Here is a 14,540-nt window from a genome sequence, read left to right as displayed (position 1 = left end):
CATTTATATTATGTTACGGTTAAATCAACCGGCATATCTTCTCCAGATAAACAGCATCTGTCTCATCGAAACTATTCAACTCATCGCTGTCGATATCGAGTACAGCTACCACTTTCCCGTCACGAATAACCGGAACTACAATTTCAGATTTCGAATCGGAGTTACAGGCTATATGTCCGGGGAATAGATCTACGTCTGGAACAATTTGAGTGGCTGTTTCTTTCCATGCCGTACCGCAAACGCCTTTGCCATACCGGATACGTGTGCAAGCTATCGGTCCCTGAAAAGGAGCGAGCACCAGCATATCGTCTTTGACGATATAGAAACCGACCCAAAAGAAATTGAATGTCTGTTTCAGTGCCGCTGCTACATTTGCCATATTGGCGATCGTGTCGTTTTCACCAGCCAGTAATGACTCTATCTGGGGGAATAGTGTTTGATACTGCTGCTCTTTATTTCCAACGCTTATGATTAAGTTCTCTGCCATCTTTTAAACTATTATAGTAGAACAAAGGTAAAAATTAATCGGAAATATCCGTACCTTTGCATATCAATTGGTTTTTATGGCAAAAGAAAACTCTCCTTTGGTATTAGGTACCGAACGTATTGGAAAACTGCTTACGCAATACGCTATTCCGGCGATTATCGCCATGACGGCATCTTCGCTTTATAATATGGCAGACAGTATTTTTATCGGACATGGAGTTGGGCCGCTGGCTATCTCCGGTTTGGCTCTGACCTTTCCGCTTATGAACCTGGCGGCAGCTTTCGGTTCGTTGGTCGGGGTAGGGGCTTCTACGCTTGTGTCTGTTAAATTAGGGCAGAAAGATTACGAGGGTGCAAACCGGGTTCTCGGCAATGTATTAGTGCTGAATGTTCTTCTCGGCGTCGCTTTTACGTTTGTCTTTTTGTTCCTTCTCGATCCGATCCTTTATTTCTTCGGGGCTAGTGAGAATACGATATCGTATGCACGCGATTATATGCAGATTATTCTCTATGGAAATGTGGTTACACACATGTATTTGGGATTGAATGCCGTATTGCGTTCATCCGGTTTCCCGAAACTGGCCATGTATGCGACACTGGCTTCGGTCGTGATAAACTGTATATTGAATCCGATCTTTATCTTTGGATTCGGCTGGGGAATCAAAGGTTCTGCATGGGCAACTGTGATTTCTCAGGTGATTTCACTGGCCGGGCAGATGATCCATTTTTCCAGACCGTCGCAATTGCTTCATTTTAAGAAAGGTATTTATAAATTGAAGAAGGAGATAGTAAAAGGTATCCTGTATATCGGTATGTCCCCTTTCCTGATGAATCTCTGTTCTTGTCTGATCGTTATCCTGATCAACCGTGGATTGAAGGAATATGGCGGAGATATGGCTATCGGGGCCTATGGTATTGTAAACCGTATCATCTTCCTATTTGTAATGATCATTATGGGCTTCAACCAGGGTATGCAGCCGATTGCCGGATATAATTTCGGCGCCCGTTTATATCCTCGTGTGACGGAAGTGACCAAGCTGACGATGAAGTGGGCGATAGGCGTTGCAACGACGGGTTTCCTGTTATGCCAGTTGTTCCCGACCCTGATTGTGAATATGTTTACAACCGACGATGAATTGGTGAAAGCTGCCGTGTTCGGTCTTCATATCGTATTTGCCGTCTTCCCGATCGTGGGGTTCCAGATGGTGGCAACCAACTTCTTCCTTTCGATCGGTATGTCAAAGAAAGCGATCTTTTTGTCGCTTACCCGTCAGTTATTATTCCTGATCCCTTGTTTGATCATCCTTCCCCGTTTCTTCGGAACGTTAGGTGTCTGGATCAGTATGCCGGTAGCCGACACGATCGCAACGGTCGTAACAGCAATTGTACTGGTAAATCAATTCAGGAAGTTTAAACATGTACCAAACTAAAAAAATATTGTATATTTATCGCAGGATAATCAAATCTGGTAATTTATGGATAACAAGATCATATTGACCATTGGCCGTCAATTTGGCAGCGGTGGACGAGAAGTAGGGCAGAAGTTGGCGAAAGCGCTGGGCATCGCTTATTATGATAAGGAACTGATGGCGATAGCAGCGAAAGAGAGCGGCTTGAGTGAGGAGTTTTTTGAGAAAGCGGACGAACGGGCTTCCAGCGGACTGTCATATGCATTTACGATGGGATATTCCTATATGGGAATGTTTACACCTTACAACGACATTTTGTCGAACGACGGATTATTCAAGTTTCAGAGTGACGCTATCCGCAAGTTGGCGGCTGAGCAGTCGTGTGTCTTGGTAGGACGTTGTGCAGACTATATCCTGCGTGACGATCCCGACTGCCTGAGTTTCTTTATTCATACCACTCCCGAACATCGTATCCAGCGTATTATAGAAAGACAAGATGTAACTGTCGAGCAGGCAAAAGAATTGATGATGAAAACCGATAAATCGCGTGCCGCTTACTATAATTATTACACCAATAAAGAGTGGGGAGTTGCTTCTTCCTATAATTTCTCTATCGATGTATCTGTATTGGGTGTAGACGAAACAGTCGGGTTTATCAAAGACTTTGTTGAACGGAAAATGAATAAGCGGCCGCCACATTTCGGATAATTTATTATCTTTGCTGCGACTTATCATAGGGGTGCCTTAATATACAGGCTGAGATTATACCCATAGAACCTGCCCGGGTAATGCCGTGAAGGGAGAATCGGTAGAATTGCTAAATAAAGGAGAGCTTTACCTCTATGTGCTCTCTGATGTTTAAACACTAATTATTTAATGTAATGGAACAGATCGTTTCAACAGGAATTATTGACTCTTATTTTGCAAAACTGAAGAGCAACTTATCAATTGATGTGGCTATCGTAGGTGGTGGTCCTTCCGGTATCGTAGCAGCTTATTATTTGGCTAAAGCCGGTAAGAAAGTGGCTCTTTTCGACCGTAAACTGGCTCCCGGCGGAGGTATGTGGGGCGGTGCTATGATGTTTAATGATATTGTCGTACAGGAAGAAGCTATGCCGATCATAAAGGAACTGGGTGTTTCTTATCATGATGCAGGCAACGGTACTTATATAATGGATTCAGTTCATACTACTTCTGCATTGATCTATCAGGCAACAAAAGCCGGTGCTACTATCTTTAACTGTTATTCGGTGGAAGACGTAGTATTCCATAACGATGCCGTAGCCGGTGTTGTAGTGAACTGGGCTCCGGTAATCCGCGAAGGTATGCATGTGGACCCGCTGACTATTATGGCTAAAGCTGTATTGGAAGGTACAGGACATGACTGCGAAGTAGCCCGTACAGTTGCCCGCAAGAACGATATCCGACTGAATACCCCGACAGGCGGTGTGATCGGTGAACGTTCATTGAATGTGGAACTGGGTGAACAGACTACCGTTGAAAACACAAAAGAGATCTATCCGGGATTATTTGTTTCCGGTATGGCTGCCAACGGAGTTAGCGGAAGTTTCCGTATGGGGCCGATCTTCGGCGGTATGCTGATGAGCGGAAAGAAAGCCGCAGAACTTATCTGTGAAAAGCTGGATAAGTAAGATCTGATAATGATATCATATGAAAAGGACGGAAATCTATAGAAGATAACCGTCCTTTTTCAATTATAGTAACATAAAAACTCATGCCTTATTACATATTCTCTACAATCTCCCGTTGTTTTTTGAAGAATTGTATCCGTTGCATTTCGCCGCTTTCGGATATCATCGTGGAGAATTTACGTAAGGACTGAATCCATTCCTTCATATTTTTGCACATCTCTTTATCCCTCGAAGTGATCGAGTTGATTGAAAAAATCCGGATCAGACTTAATTGCTGGTTCGATGTTTCCACATAGCTGTATGTGGCTTCAAAATTGATGTTGGATATATATATATGTATATCCTTACCTGAATCAAATTTCCCTCTGGAAGCGATTGTTTCCAGATCGTTTAATAGTTGCAGGAGTTCCTCCTGTAGTTTGGTGACTTCTTCTTCTGTAATTAAATGAACACTGGCGAAATACTTTATGTCGTTCACCAGATAATGAAACATCATGCTATCCCATATATAATGCGTAGTCTGTATATATGAGCTTGCTTCTACGAATGCCTTTTGGGCGCGTTTGAGATCATCTGGTATATTCAGTTCTGAAAAGTACTTTACACAATTTACCTTTTCATTCTGGTACATCCATTTGAATAGCCGGAACCTGGACAAATTATCGTATTTCAGGTAATAAGTCTGGGGGATCATATTTGAAGCCGTACTAAGTTCCGAGGTCGGATCATCCCGTAAGGATTCAAATAATTCAACATAGTGGTCAAGAATCGCGTAATACGTTTTGATAGGATCTGAATAATGTAAAAGATTCAGGTCGAACATTGCGTTATTAGTATAGCTTATACCCACGATCTGATCCAGGGAAACTCCCAATTTTTTTGAAATTATAGAAGCTTCATTGAGGGTGAAAGGGACTTCGCCGCGTAATCTTCTGTATACGGCTTCTTTTCCTATATAAAGAATATCCATCAGGGTGTTCGCTAAGTTGACCCCATCCGGAATTTTATCTTTCATTACCTCGATCAGATTTGTATTTAATACATCTGTATTCATTCCAATTCTCCCTTTTAAATAATATATATGTTCAATTATTAAACAATAAACAATGCGTATTGTTTCGGAAAACGCAACAATAGACGTTAAAGTGTCTCCATGTTACTTATTTTCGAAAAAGACGAGTCGGTAAATACTTGAATGAGAAATAGACGCGTCTCAAAATACCTTATTTGCGAAATAGAACTCCCGTATTTGCTTCGTAAATTCGCATATCTCAATTAAGAGAGACGGCAATGATGGTTTGAACGAATAGTTATTGCAGTTTAATATTAATACTAAGTGATGTTAATTGAAATAGCATTAGAATGGATGAACTTTATTTTATTTTAGTCTTAGATTTTTTGTTTATAAATTATTGACCTAACCAAACATTTGCTTGTATAATCAGAATGAGTAGACCGCTAATGCTAATACCATGAATAACCGGACCGGCTGGGAGGTGACTTTCGGCCGGTCTTTTTTTTCTATATATCTGCTGTTTGCCTTTGAGTTGCAAAATAAACTTTTTACTTTTGCAACATAAATCATGAGAGCGAAGAAACATATAATCCGTTACATAATGCTGGTGGCAAGTATCATCATGCTGCTTTCGGTTGTGGTGCCACATCATCATCACAGTAACGGTATGCCTTGTTTCAAATCGTTGACTGAACATAACCATAAAAGCTCGTCTTCCCACGATTGCGGATGCAACGGGCATAATCTGGCCCTTTTTACATCTCTTTTGTCGCATGTGACAAATGCTGATGTAAGTCACTTACTTTTCCCTTTGCAAGTTTTATTTGATTATATTAACCCTCCTGTTCCGTTGCTGTACGGACAAACGTTCGATCGCGAACGAGCCTTTTATATTGAGTCTCTGCACGATACCTGGGTTACGTGCTCCGGCGGACTGCGTGCCCCTCCTGTGTTATAATTGTTTCTGATAGGAGCGAACCTTATTCGCATTCCGGTGTTTTAAGCAAGACGCCGAACTATTTTATTTGCATTTATAACATATTATAATACAATGAGAAAGATATATTTATTGTGGGTTTTATGTGCCTACATATTCGCAAGCTGTGGCGGCGGAGCTGCTAAGCCTGAAGAGCATAACCATGATCATGAAGCACATGAACATGAAGAAGGACACGATCACGAACATGAAGGTCATGATCACGAACACGAGGGAGACGAGCATGAAGGCCATGATCATGGGAACGAAGCTGCAGCAGGTGCACATTCCAACGAAATCATTTTTAAAGAAGAATTGGCGAAAGCTGTCGGGTTGCAGACAAAAGTGATGGAACCGGCTTCTTTTACGGATGTTATAAAAACCAGTGGAAGCGTACTGGCAGCACAGGGGGATGAAACAACGGTGGTTGCGACTGTTCCCGGTATTGTGACATTCGGTCGTTTATCATTTGTTGACGGTACTCCGGTAAAGAAAGGGCAGGCGATCCTGAGCCTGGCTTCCAGTTCCCTGTCGGAAGGGAATGTAGCTGCCCGTGCCAAATATGCATACGAAACAGCCAGGAAAGAATATGAGCGTATGCAGCAGTTGGTAGGAGATAAGATTGTTTCGGCTAAAGATTTTGAACAGGCACGTTTGAATTATGAAAACGCAAAGGCTGCTTATGATGCTGTTGCCGGTAAGCAGACAGAGAATGGCGTGTCGGTGGTATCTCCGATGAACGGATATTTGAAGAATCTTCAGGTAAAAGAAGGGGACTATGTGACAGTGGGGCAACCGCTGGCAACTATCTCTCAGAATAGCCGTCTGGTGCTTCGTGCCGAGGTTTCGGAAAAGTATTATCAATATCTTCCGGCTATTCAGTCTGCTAATTTCCGTACTCCTTATGATGAGCAGGTATATAAGCTCTCCGAGCTTCACGGACGGTTGCTTTCGTATGGAAAAGCGTCGGATACCAATTCTTTCTATATTCCTGTTACTTTTGAGTTTGATAATAAAGGAGCCGTTATTCCCGGTTCTTTCGTCGAGATTTATCTGCTTGCTACTCCGATGCAGGAGGTGTTGAGTGTCCCTGTTTCCTCCCTGATAGAAGAACAAGGTATTTATTCTGTATTTATCCGTCTCGATGAAGAAGGTTATAAAAAGCAGGAAGTAAAACTGGGAGCGAATAATGGTTCTGAAGTACAGATATTATCCGGCTTGAAACCGGGTGACGTGGTCGTAACGCAAGGCGCTTATCAGATTAAACTCGCCTCTGCTTCTAATGCTATTCCGGCTCATACTCACAATCATTAATGGGAGGAGCAGAATATGTTGAATAAGATAATATATTACTCGCTGCATAACAGATTGGTTGTCCTGATCTGTGCATTGCTGCTGATGATAGCGGGAACTTATACAGCCTTTCATACGGATGTAGACGTGTTCCCCGACCTGAATGCTCCGACCGTGGTTATCATGACCGAAGCAAACGGGATGGCTCCTGAAGAAGTGGAACGTCTGGTTACTTTCCCGGTCGAAACGGCTGTAAACGGAGCGATGGATGTACGCCGTGTACGTTCTTCTTCTACCACCGGATTTTCGGTTGTATGGGTGGAGTTCGACTGGGGAACGGATATTTACCGTGCCCGTCAGATCGTTTCCGAGAAACTGGCGGTTGTAAGTGAAAGTCTTCCCGAGAATGTAGGGAAGCCGACACTGGGACCGCAATCTTCTATCCTGGGAGAAATGATGATCATCGGCTTGACGACTAAGGATAATGAAAATAACCCCGCCGGTACGGGCGGTTCGCGAACCGCCCCTGCGGAAACCGCCACCACCCAAATGGACCTGCGCACAATTGCCGACTGGACGATCCGTCCGCGTTTATTATCTACCGGAGGTGTGGCACAGGTAGCCGTGATTGGGGGAGATATCAAAGAATATCAGATCTTACTCGATCCTGCCCGCATGAAACATTATGGAGTAGGGTTGAATGAGGTGCTGACGGTTTGCCGTAACATGAACCGTAATGCAAATGGTGGTGTCTTGTACGAATACGATAATGAGTATATCATTCGTGGTGTCCTTTCTACTCCGAAAGCGGAAGAACTGGCAAAAGGTGTGATCAAGACTGTGGACGGTTTTCCTGTTCTGCTGGAGAATGTGGCTACAGTGAAAGTAGGAAGCAAAAGCCCTAAATTGGGTACGGCATCCGAACGGGGCAAACATGCTGTCCTTATCACGGTTACCAAACAGCCGAATACCAGTACGATCGACCTGACAAATAAACTGGATGAAATTGTGGCTGACCTTCAAAAGAGTTTGCCTGCCGATGTAAATATATCTACCGATATTTTCCGTCAGAGCCGTTTCATCGACAGTTCTATTAATAATGTAAAGAACAGTTTGTTTGAAGGAAGTATCTTCGTTGTGATTGTGCTCTTCCTTTTCCTGATGAATATCCGCACAACGGTGATCTCATTGGTGGCGTTGCCTCTGTCATTGCTGGTCTCTATCCTGGTTTTGCATTATATGGGGCTGACCATTAATACGATGTCGCTGGGAGGTATGGCGATTGCCATCGGATCGTTGGTGGATGATGCCATTGTCGATGTGGAGAATGTATTTAAGCGGATACGTGAGAACCGGATGCTGCCGGAGGCAGAAAGACGGTCGATCCTGGATGTTGTATATGATGCTTCCCGCGAAGTGCGTATGCCGATCCTGAACTCGACATTGATTATTGTGGTGAGCTTTGTTCCCCTGTTCTTCCTGAGTGGTATGGAAGGCCGTATGTTGGTTCCGCTGGGGATTGCGTTTATTGTCGCCTTGTTCGCTTCTACGGTGGTGGCGCTTACTTTAACACCGGTTTTATGTAGCTATCTGCTGAACCGTAAAGCAACCGATAAGAAAATAGATAAAGAGTCGTGGGTTGCCAGCAAATTGAAGAATGTGTATGGTGCTGCATTGAAGGTGGCTTTGGCTCATAAGTCGATTGTGCTGGGCTGTACGATAGGGTTGTTCGTCATATCGTTGGGTATATTCTTTACGTTGGGACGTAGTTTCCTGCCGCCTTTTAACGAAGGCTCGTTTACGATCAATGTAAGTTCATTGCCCGGTATCTCGTTGGAAGAGTCAGACCGGATGGGACACCGTGCAGAAGAGCTGCTGATGCAAGTTCCGGAGATTCAGACAGTGGCTCGTAAAACAGGACGTGCCGAACTGGATGAACATGCCTTGGGTGTAAACGTTTCTGAGATTGAAGCACCTTTCCAATTGAAAGATCGTAGTCGCGATGCCGTCATGAACGATGTGCGTCAGAAGCTGTCGACCATCAGTGGTGCCAATATTGAGATCGGCCAGCCTATTTCTCACCGTATCGATGCAATGCTTTCGGGAACGGAGGCCAATATTGCAATCAAACTGTTCGGAACCGATTTGAACCGTCTGTTTACGATCGGCAACGATATCAAAAGTGCTATCGAAGGCATTCCGGGCCTGGTCGATTTGAAGGTGGAACAACAGATCGAACGTCCGCAGCTGACCATTACTCCCAAACGGGAACTGATGGCAAAGTATGGAATACCTCTGCCGGAGTTTGAAGAATATATAAATGTCATGTTGGGAGGTGAAGTAGTCAGCCAGGTCTATGACGACGGAAAGACATTCGACCTGACCGTAAAGACTTCCGACGAAAGCCGTGCAACCATGGAGGATATCCGTAATCTAATGATCGATGCACAGGGAAAGAAGATCCCATTGAGTTATATCGCCGAAGTTCGCTCCGTAACCGGTCCGAATACGATTAACCGTGAAAATGTACAGCGTAAGCTGGTGATTAGCGGGAACGTATCCGAACGTGACCTACGCAGTGTCGTAAACGATATCCAGAACAAGATCGGGAATTCTATCCAGTTGCCCGAAGGATACCATGTGGAGTATGGCGGACAGTTCGAAAGCGAGCAGGCTGCCAGTCGCACATTGTTATTAACCTCTTTCATGTCGTTACTGGTAATCTTCCTGTTGCTTTATAATGAATTCAAGAATGCGAAGGAGAGCGGTGTGATCCTGTTGAACCTGCCGTTGGCTTTGATCGGTGGCGTGCTGATCTTGTGGATGACATCCGGCGAGATCAGTATTCCGGCTATTATCGGTTTTATCTCCCTGTTCGGTATTGCTACCCGAAACGGTATGTTGCTGATCAGCCACTATACTCAGTTGCGCAGTGAAGGTTTTTCTGTATATGATGCGGTGATACACGGTTCGCTGGACCGTCTGAATCCGATCCTGATGACAGCCTTGAGTTCTGCGCTGGCTTTGATCCCGCTGGCATTGAACGGAGATCTGCCGGGTAATGAGATACAAAGCCCGATGGCCACTGTGATCCTGGGAGGGTTGCTGACGTCTACCTTCCTGAACGGATTTATTATTCCTATTGTCTATCTTTTAATGAATAAGGAGAAATGAAACAATTCATAGTAATTACGCTGTTGGCTTCGGCTGTGTTTTCTGCAAGCGGACAAAACTCTGTAGATGAAGTCCTTCGCAGTATCGAAGCCAACAATAAAGAATTGCAGGCGAATAAGCAGCTTGTCGCTTCCCAAAAACTGGAAGCCAAGCTGGATAATAACCTCGCCGACCCGACCGTTACCTATTCCCATCTTTACGGGAATAAGGAAGGTATGGGATTTACCGGCGAACTCGTAGCTTCACAATCGTTCGATTTCCCTTCGCTTTATGCTCAGCGTGGAAAGTTGGCGAAGTTGCGTGGAGAAAGTATCGAACATCAGGGGGAAGAGTTTCGTCAGCAAATCCTGCTGCAAGCGAAAGAAGTCTGTTTGGATCTGGTGTTGCTCAATCAGCAAAAGAGCCTGCTGGATGTACGTCGCCAAAATGCCGAACAGCTTTCAGCTCTTTATGAACAACGTTTGCAGAATGGCGATGCCAATATCCTGGAGACAAACAAGATCAACCTCGAATTGCTGAATGTTCGTAACGAAGCCCGGATAAACGAAGCCAACCGAGTTGCTAAACTTCATGAGTTGGCGATGCTGAACGGTGGTGTCGAGATCCAGTTTACCGATACCGTGTATACGCCGGTAGATGCGCCCGTATCGATTGCCGATCTGAAGCAGGAAATTATTTCTTCCGACCGTCGTTTGCAGTCGCTGCGCAGTGAACAGACGGCTGCCCGGAAACAAATCAGTGTCAGCCGTACGCAAGGTCTGCCTTCTTTTGAGTTAGGCTATCGCATGAATCCATCTTCGGGCGGCGAACGTTTTAACGGTTTTCTGGTAGGTGTCAGCATTCCGTTGTTTGCCAATCGCAACAAGGTGAAACAGGCCAAGGCGCAGAGCCTTTATACGGAATTGCAGACGGAGAGTATGCAGACGGCTGTCGAGAGCGAACTTTTGCAGCTTTATAACCGTTCTGTATCCTTGAAGGCTTCCATCGATGAATACAGCGAAGTATTGAAGAAGCAAAACAGCCTGGCATTGCTGAATAAAGCCATCCAAAGCGGGCAGATTAGTATGATCGAGTACTTTGTCGATGTGACGACACTTTATCAAAGCATGCAGAATTATATGCAGTTGCAGAATGAATATCAGAAGGTGATGGCGCAACTTTATAAATACAAGTTGTAATACTCTTTTTGAGTGAAATAATTAAGGTCCATGTCTTTTCAGGCGTGGACCTTTTTTGTATCTTTATTCCCGGAATATGGAAAAATGAATGAATATGAAAAACGCTACGATCTTATGTTGCTGTCTGATAGTTTTAGGTGCCTTTAATTCCTATGCCCAGGAAAAGAATAGCCTGGGAATGCAATTAACTCCGATTCCCGCAGGCTCCTTTCACATGGGAAGCCACGGACAAGGCGAGCATTATGACGAATTTCCGATCCATCCGGTAACGATCACGAAACCTTTCCTGATGGGCGCCACCGAAGTCACTAACGCCCAGTACGAACAGTTCGACCCTTCCCACAAAGAACTACGTGGCAAATACGGCCTCTCGAAAGGCGACGACGAGGCTGTTATCTTTGTCGATTATTACGAAGCGGAAGCCTTCTGTAAATGGTTATCGAAGAAGGAAGGTAAAACTTACCGTCTGCCGACAGAAGCAGAATGGGAATATGCCTGCCGTGCCGGTTCTTACTGGAACTTCTGGATGGATGACGGACTGCATGGCGTGTATCATAAAAACCAGCAAAATGTGTGGGGAACGGATTCGACTATCTGTCTCCAGGTTGGCAAAACACCTCCTAATCCTTTCGGTCTCTACGATATGCATGGCAATGTAGAGGAATGGTGCAGTGACTGGTACGGCCCGTACGAAGCCTCTGCACAGACAGACCCGGTCGGTCGTGCTGACGGTTTATACAAGGTGACACGCGGCGGAAGCCATAGCACACCGGAACGCTTCCTGCGTTCGGCAAACCGTATGGCCATGATGCCGGAGGATAAACACTGGCTGACCGGATTCCGTGTCGTGCAGGCTGATATGCCGCAAAGCCAGCCACTTCCAGCCCTCGAACCAGCTTCGCAGGAAACAGTTTCCCGGCAAAAGTATAACTGGGGAACTCCGTCGAGAGCCCCGTTCTTTGCCGAACCTCTTGTTTATGTAAATACTCCGGACTGCTCTTCGGGCGTTCCGTTCTATAAACATAACCATTGTCCGGCTGTCAGCTGGTGCGATAATGGCGATCTGCTGGCTATCTGGTTTACCTGCGATGAGGAGTCGGGTAGGGAAATGGTAATCCTTGAGAGCCGACTGAAGCCGGGGGCAACCGAATGGACCGAGCCGCGTGAATTCTTCCGGGTTCCTGACCGGAATGTGACCGGTTCGTCCCTGCTGAATAATAACGGAACATTGATTCACATGAACGGTATGGAGGCTGCCGGAACCTGGGAAACACTGGCTATGATCATGCGTACGAGTAAAGATAACGGTGCAACCTGGAGTCGTCCCCGTATGGTTGCCCCTGAGCATGCCCGCCGTCACCAGGTGATAGCAGGCTCTTTTGTTACGAAAGAAGGCTGGTTGGTACAAGCCGCCGATGCAACGCCACGAAGTAACGGAGGTACAGCCTTTCATCTCAGTAAAGATAACGGTCTGACTTGGGAAGATATGGGAAAGACTAATCCCGGTACATTCAAAGCGGGGGCTTCGGGCGGAACCATTGCCGGGATTCATGCCGGTGTAGTGCAATTGTCTGACGGGCGTTTTATGGCTTTGGGACGTGGCGACGGTATTGTCGATAGAAACGGTTTGGAGCGTATGCCCATGAGTATCTCGGAAGACAACGGCCGTACCTGGACATATAGTGCATCCGAGTTTCCTCCGATCGACGGTGGTCAGCGCCTGGTGTTGATGCGTCTGCGTGAAGGACCTCTTTTACTGATCTCGTTTACTAACCATCCTTTCCGCTTGAAAAACGGATTGAACGGAATGACTTTCAAAGATAAGGACGGTAATGAGTACACCGGTTACGGGATGTATGCCGCCCTGTCTTTCGATGAAGGGAAAACATGGCCGGTGAAGAAGCTGCTGACGGATGGTAAACGCCGCTTTATGGACGGTGGCGCCTGGACAGGCTTTTTCAATATGGACAGTACGCATGCCGAACCCCGTGGTTATCTAGCTGCCACACAGTCACCGGATCAGGTCATCCATCTGCTGAGTAGCCGGAATCATTACCGGTTTAACCTGCCGTGGCTGGTCGAAAATACAGGCTTTCAAGGACAAATAAAGTGATCTCTTCGGTTTTGCCTGAATAGGTTATCAGTCAGGGACTTGCAGTTTCCTAAATTTTTTTAATAAGGAAACTGTAGTTTCCTGCGCAGGGAACTGCAATTTCCTCGGCAGGGAACTGGCGTTTCCCAGGCAAGAAACTCCAGTTTCCTAACGAGGAAATTATCAGGACACCGGATACCCGGTTAGAATAAGTTAGCTTCGTTGTTCAGTCCGGCAAGCGCTTTTCGATAATCGGCAACAAGTTCTTCCATCACTTCGCAGACTGTCTGCTCTTTTCTGAATAAGGCGGCAACCTGTCCGATTTCCAGTTCTCCTTCTTCCAGATTCCCTTCGAATATACCTTTCTTGGCTCTGCCTTTGCCTAGTAAAGCGCGCATATCTTCTACGGATGCACCTTGTGCTTCGGCTTCTTCCACTGCCGTTTTGAAATCGCCTTTTGCCAAGCGGGTAGGAGCCAGCTTTTTCAATAATAGCTTTGTATCTCCCTCATTGAGACTGAGGCAAAGCTGCTTGAAGTTCTCATGAGCGGAACTTTCTTCCGTCAGGGCAAAACGGGTACCGATCTGTACACCTTCCGCACCGAGGGCAAAAGTAGCCAGCATAGCATCACCGGTACCTATTCCTCCGGCGGCTATCAGTGGGAGAGAGGTAGCCCGGCGCACGGCAGGGATCAGGCAGAGCGTCGTCGTCTCTTCGCGTCCGTTATGCCCTCCGGCTTCAAAGCCTTCGGCAGCAATGGCATCGACACCTGCCTCTTCACATTTGACGGCAAACAAGGAGCTGCTTACCACATGGACGACTGTCATACCATGTTCTTTCAGGAAAGGAGTCCATTTCTTAGGACTTCCGGCAGAGGTGAAGACTATTTTTACTTCTTCTTCCACCAGAATATTCATCAGGCTCTCTATTTCCGGATACATCAACGGGACGTTCACTCCGAAAGGCTTGTCGGTAGCCGCTTTACATTTGCGGATATGTTCGCGCAGCGTGTCGGGATGCATAGAACCGGCACCGAGCAATCCCAGTCCCCCGGCATTGCTGACAGCCGAAGCCAGTCGCCAACCGCTGCACCAAACCATCCCACCTTGTATAATGGGGTATTTTATACCGAATAAGTCACATATTCTATTCATGGTTACTCTATTTATATTGTTAGGAGAACAAAGTAAAATAAAACTTCCCTATCTTTGTACCACCTATTATATAATTAATGTAGACATAAATTAATTCTTACAATATCATAG

11 protein-coding genes are annotated in these 14,540 nt (G+C 45.6%); 8 read left to right on the top strand and 3 right to left on the bottom strand.

All coding sequences use genetic code 11. The features are described from left to right. Positions 1–19 precede the first annotated feature (19 nt). Positions 20–487 (bottom strand): GAF domain-containing protein, encoded by a 468-nt coding sequence (locus tag P3L47_RS19130; RefSeq protein ID WP_277781792.1) that lies wholly within the window; start codon positions 485–487, stop codon positions 20–22. A gap of 76 nt (positions 488–563) precedes the next feature. On the opposite strand from P3L47_RS19130, the gene P3L47_RS19125 reads away from it, so the two are divergent. From P3L47_RS19125 to P3L47_RS19115, 3 genes are all read left to right on the top strand, one after another. Further along, positions 564–1,916 carry an MATE family efflux transporter gene (locus P3L47_RS19125; RefSeq protein WP_122360282.1) on the top strand — a complete coding sequence of 451 codons (1,353 nt, stop codon included), beginning with the start codon at positions 564–566 and terminating at the stop codon, positions 1,914–1,916. 45 nt (positions 1,917–1,961) lie between these two features. Continuing rightward, complete coding sequence (locus P3L47_RS19120) at positions 1,962–2,603, top strand: cytidylate kinase-like family protein (RefSeq protein ID WP_122351505.1); 642 nt, start codon at positions 1,962–1,964, stop codon at positions 2,601–2,603. 173 nt (positions 2,604–2,776) lie between these two features. Beyond that, complete coding sequence (locus P3L47_RS19115; protein ID WP_122360281.1) at positions 2,777–3,547, top strand: sulfide-dependent adenosine diphosphate thiazole synthase; 771 nt, start codon at positions 2,777–2,779, stop codon at positions 3,545–3,547. Positions 3,548–3,638: 91 nt separating this feature from the next. On the opposite strand, the gene P3L47_RS19110 is transcribed toward P3L47_RS19115, so the two are convergent. After that, on the bottom strand, positions 3,639–4,601 hold the full coding sequence (locus P3L47_RS19110) for a hypothetical protein (RefSeq protein ID WP_277781791.1): 963 nt from the start codon (positions 4,599–4,601) through the stop codon (positions 3,639–3,641). Between the two features lie 529 nt (positions 4,602–5,130). On the opposite strand from P3L47_RS19110, the gene P3L47_RS19105 reads away from it, so the two are divergent. From P3L47_RS19105 to P3L47_RS19085, 5 genes are all read left to right on the top strand, one after another. Further along, positions 5,131–5,520, top strand: coding sequence for a DUF6769 family protein (locus P3L47_RS19105; RefSeq protein ID WP_199715364.1), 390 nt, complete (start codon positions 5,131–5,133; stop codon positions 5,518–5,520). A 93-nt stretch (positions 5,521–5,613) separates the two neighbouring features. After that, positions 5,614–6,852 (top strand): efflux RND transporter periplasmic adaptor subunit, encoded by a 1,239-nt coding sequence (locus P3L47_RS19100; RefSeq protein WP_122360279.1) that lies wholly within the window; start codon positions 5,614–5,616, stop codon positions 6,850–6,852. A 15-nt stretch (positions 6,853–6,867) separates the two neighbouring features. Beyond that, positions 6,868–10,005 carry an efflux RND transporter permease subunit gene (locus P3L47_RS19095; RefSeq protein WP_277781790.1) on the top strand — a complete coding sequence of 1,046 codons (3,138 nt, stop codon included), beginning with the start codon at positions 6,868–6,870 and terminating at the stop codon, positions 10,003–10,005. After that, the gene (locus P3L47_RS19090) at positions 10,002–11,183 is read left to right on the top strand and encodes a TolC family protein (RefSeq protein ID WP_277781789.1); all 1,182 of its coding nucleotides are present in this window, start codon (positions 10,002–10,004) and stop codon (positions 11,181–11,183) included. Before P3L47_RS19095 ends, P3L47_RS19090 begins: the two co-directional genes overlap by 4 nt. A 94-nt stretch (positions 11,184–11,277) precedes the next feature. Continuing rightward, positions 11,278–13,296 (top strand): SUMF1/EgtB/PvdO family nonheme iron enzyme, encoded by a 2,019-nt coding sequence (locus tag P3L47_RS19085; protein ID WP_277781788.1) that lies wholly within the window; start codon positions 11,278–11,280, stop codon positions 13,294–13,296. A 182-nt stretch (positions 13,297–13,478) separates the two neighbouring features. Here the strand turns inward: P3L47_RS19085 and P3L47_RS19080 are convergent, their stop codons facing one another. Next, a complete protein-coding gene (locus tag P3L47_RS19080) occupies positions 13,479–14,429 on the bottom strand; it encodes an NAD(P)H-dependent flavin oxidoreductase (RefSeq protein WP_277781787.1) in 951 nt (316 codons plus the stop codon). Between the last annotated feature and the right edge of the window lie 111 nt (positions 14,430–14,540).

Source organism: Parabacteroides chongii, from assembly GCF_029581355.1.
In the GTDB taxonomy this organism is placed as follows: Bacteria; Bacteroidota; Bacteroidia; order Bacteroidales; family Tannerellaceae; genus Parabacteroides; species Parabacteroides chongii.
Note: the sequence above shows the minus strand (reverse complement) of the source record. Positions and strands in the feature narration are given on the sequence as shown.

Excerpts from the sequence above, each read along its gene's own strand:
- P3L47_RS19130 (WP_277781792.1), bottom strand. The coding sequence starts at position 487 with ATGGCAGAGAACTTAATCATAAGCGTTGGAAATAAAGAGCAGCAGTAT.
- P3L47_RS19125 (WP_122360282.1), top strand. The coding sequence starts at position 564 with ATGGCAAAAGAAAACTCTCCTTTGGTATTAGGTACCGAACGTATTGGA.
- P3L47_RS19120 (WP_122351505.1), top strand. The coding sequence starts at position 1,962 with ATGGATAACAAGATCATATTGACCATTGGCCGTCAATTTGGCAGCGGT.
- P3L47_RS19115 (WP_122360281.1), top strand. The coding sequence starts at position 2,777 with ATGGAACAGATCGTTTCAACAGGAATTATTGACTCTTATTTTGCAAAA.
- P3L47_RS19110 (WP_277781791.1), bottom strand. The coding sequence starts at position 4,601 with ATGAATACAGATGTATTAAATACAAATCTGATCGAGGTAATGAAAGAT.
- P3L47_RS19105 (WP_199715364.1), top strand. The coding sequence starts at position 5,131 with ATGAGAGCGAAGAAACATATAATCCGTTACATAATGCTGGTGGCAAGT.
- P3L47_RS19100 (WP_122360279.1), top strand. The coding sequence starts at position 5,614 with ATGAGAAAGATATATTTATTGTGGGTTTTATGTGCCTACATATTCGCA.
- P3L47_RS19095 (WP_277781790.1), top strand. The coding sequence starts at position 6,868 with ATGTTGAATAAGATAATATATTACTCGCTGCATAACAGATTGGTTGTC.
- P3L47_RS19090 (WP_277781789.1), top strand. The coding sequence starts at position 10,002 with ATGAAACAATTCATAGTAATTACGCTGTTGGCTTCGGCTGTGTTTTCT.
- P3L47_RS19085 (WP_277781788.1), top strand. The coding sequence starts at position 11,278 with ATGAAAAACGCTACGATCTTATGTTGCTGTCTGATAGTTTTAGGTGCC.
- P3L47_RS19080 (WP_277781787.1), bottom strand. The coding sequence starts at position 14,429 with ATGAATAGAATATGTGACTTATTCGGTATAAAATACCCCATTATACAA.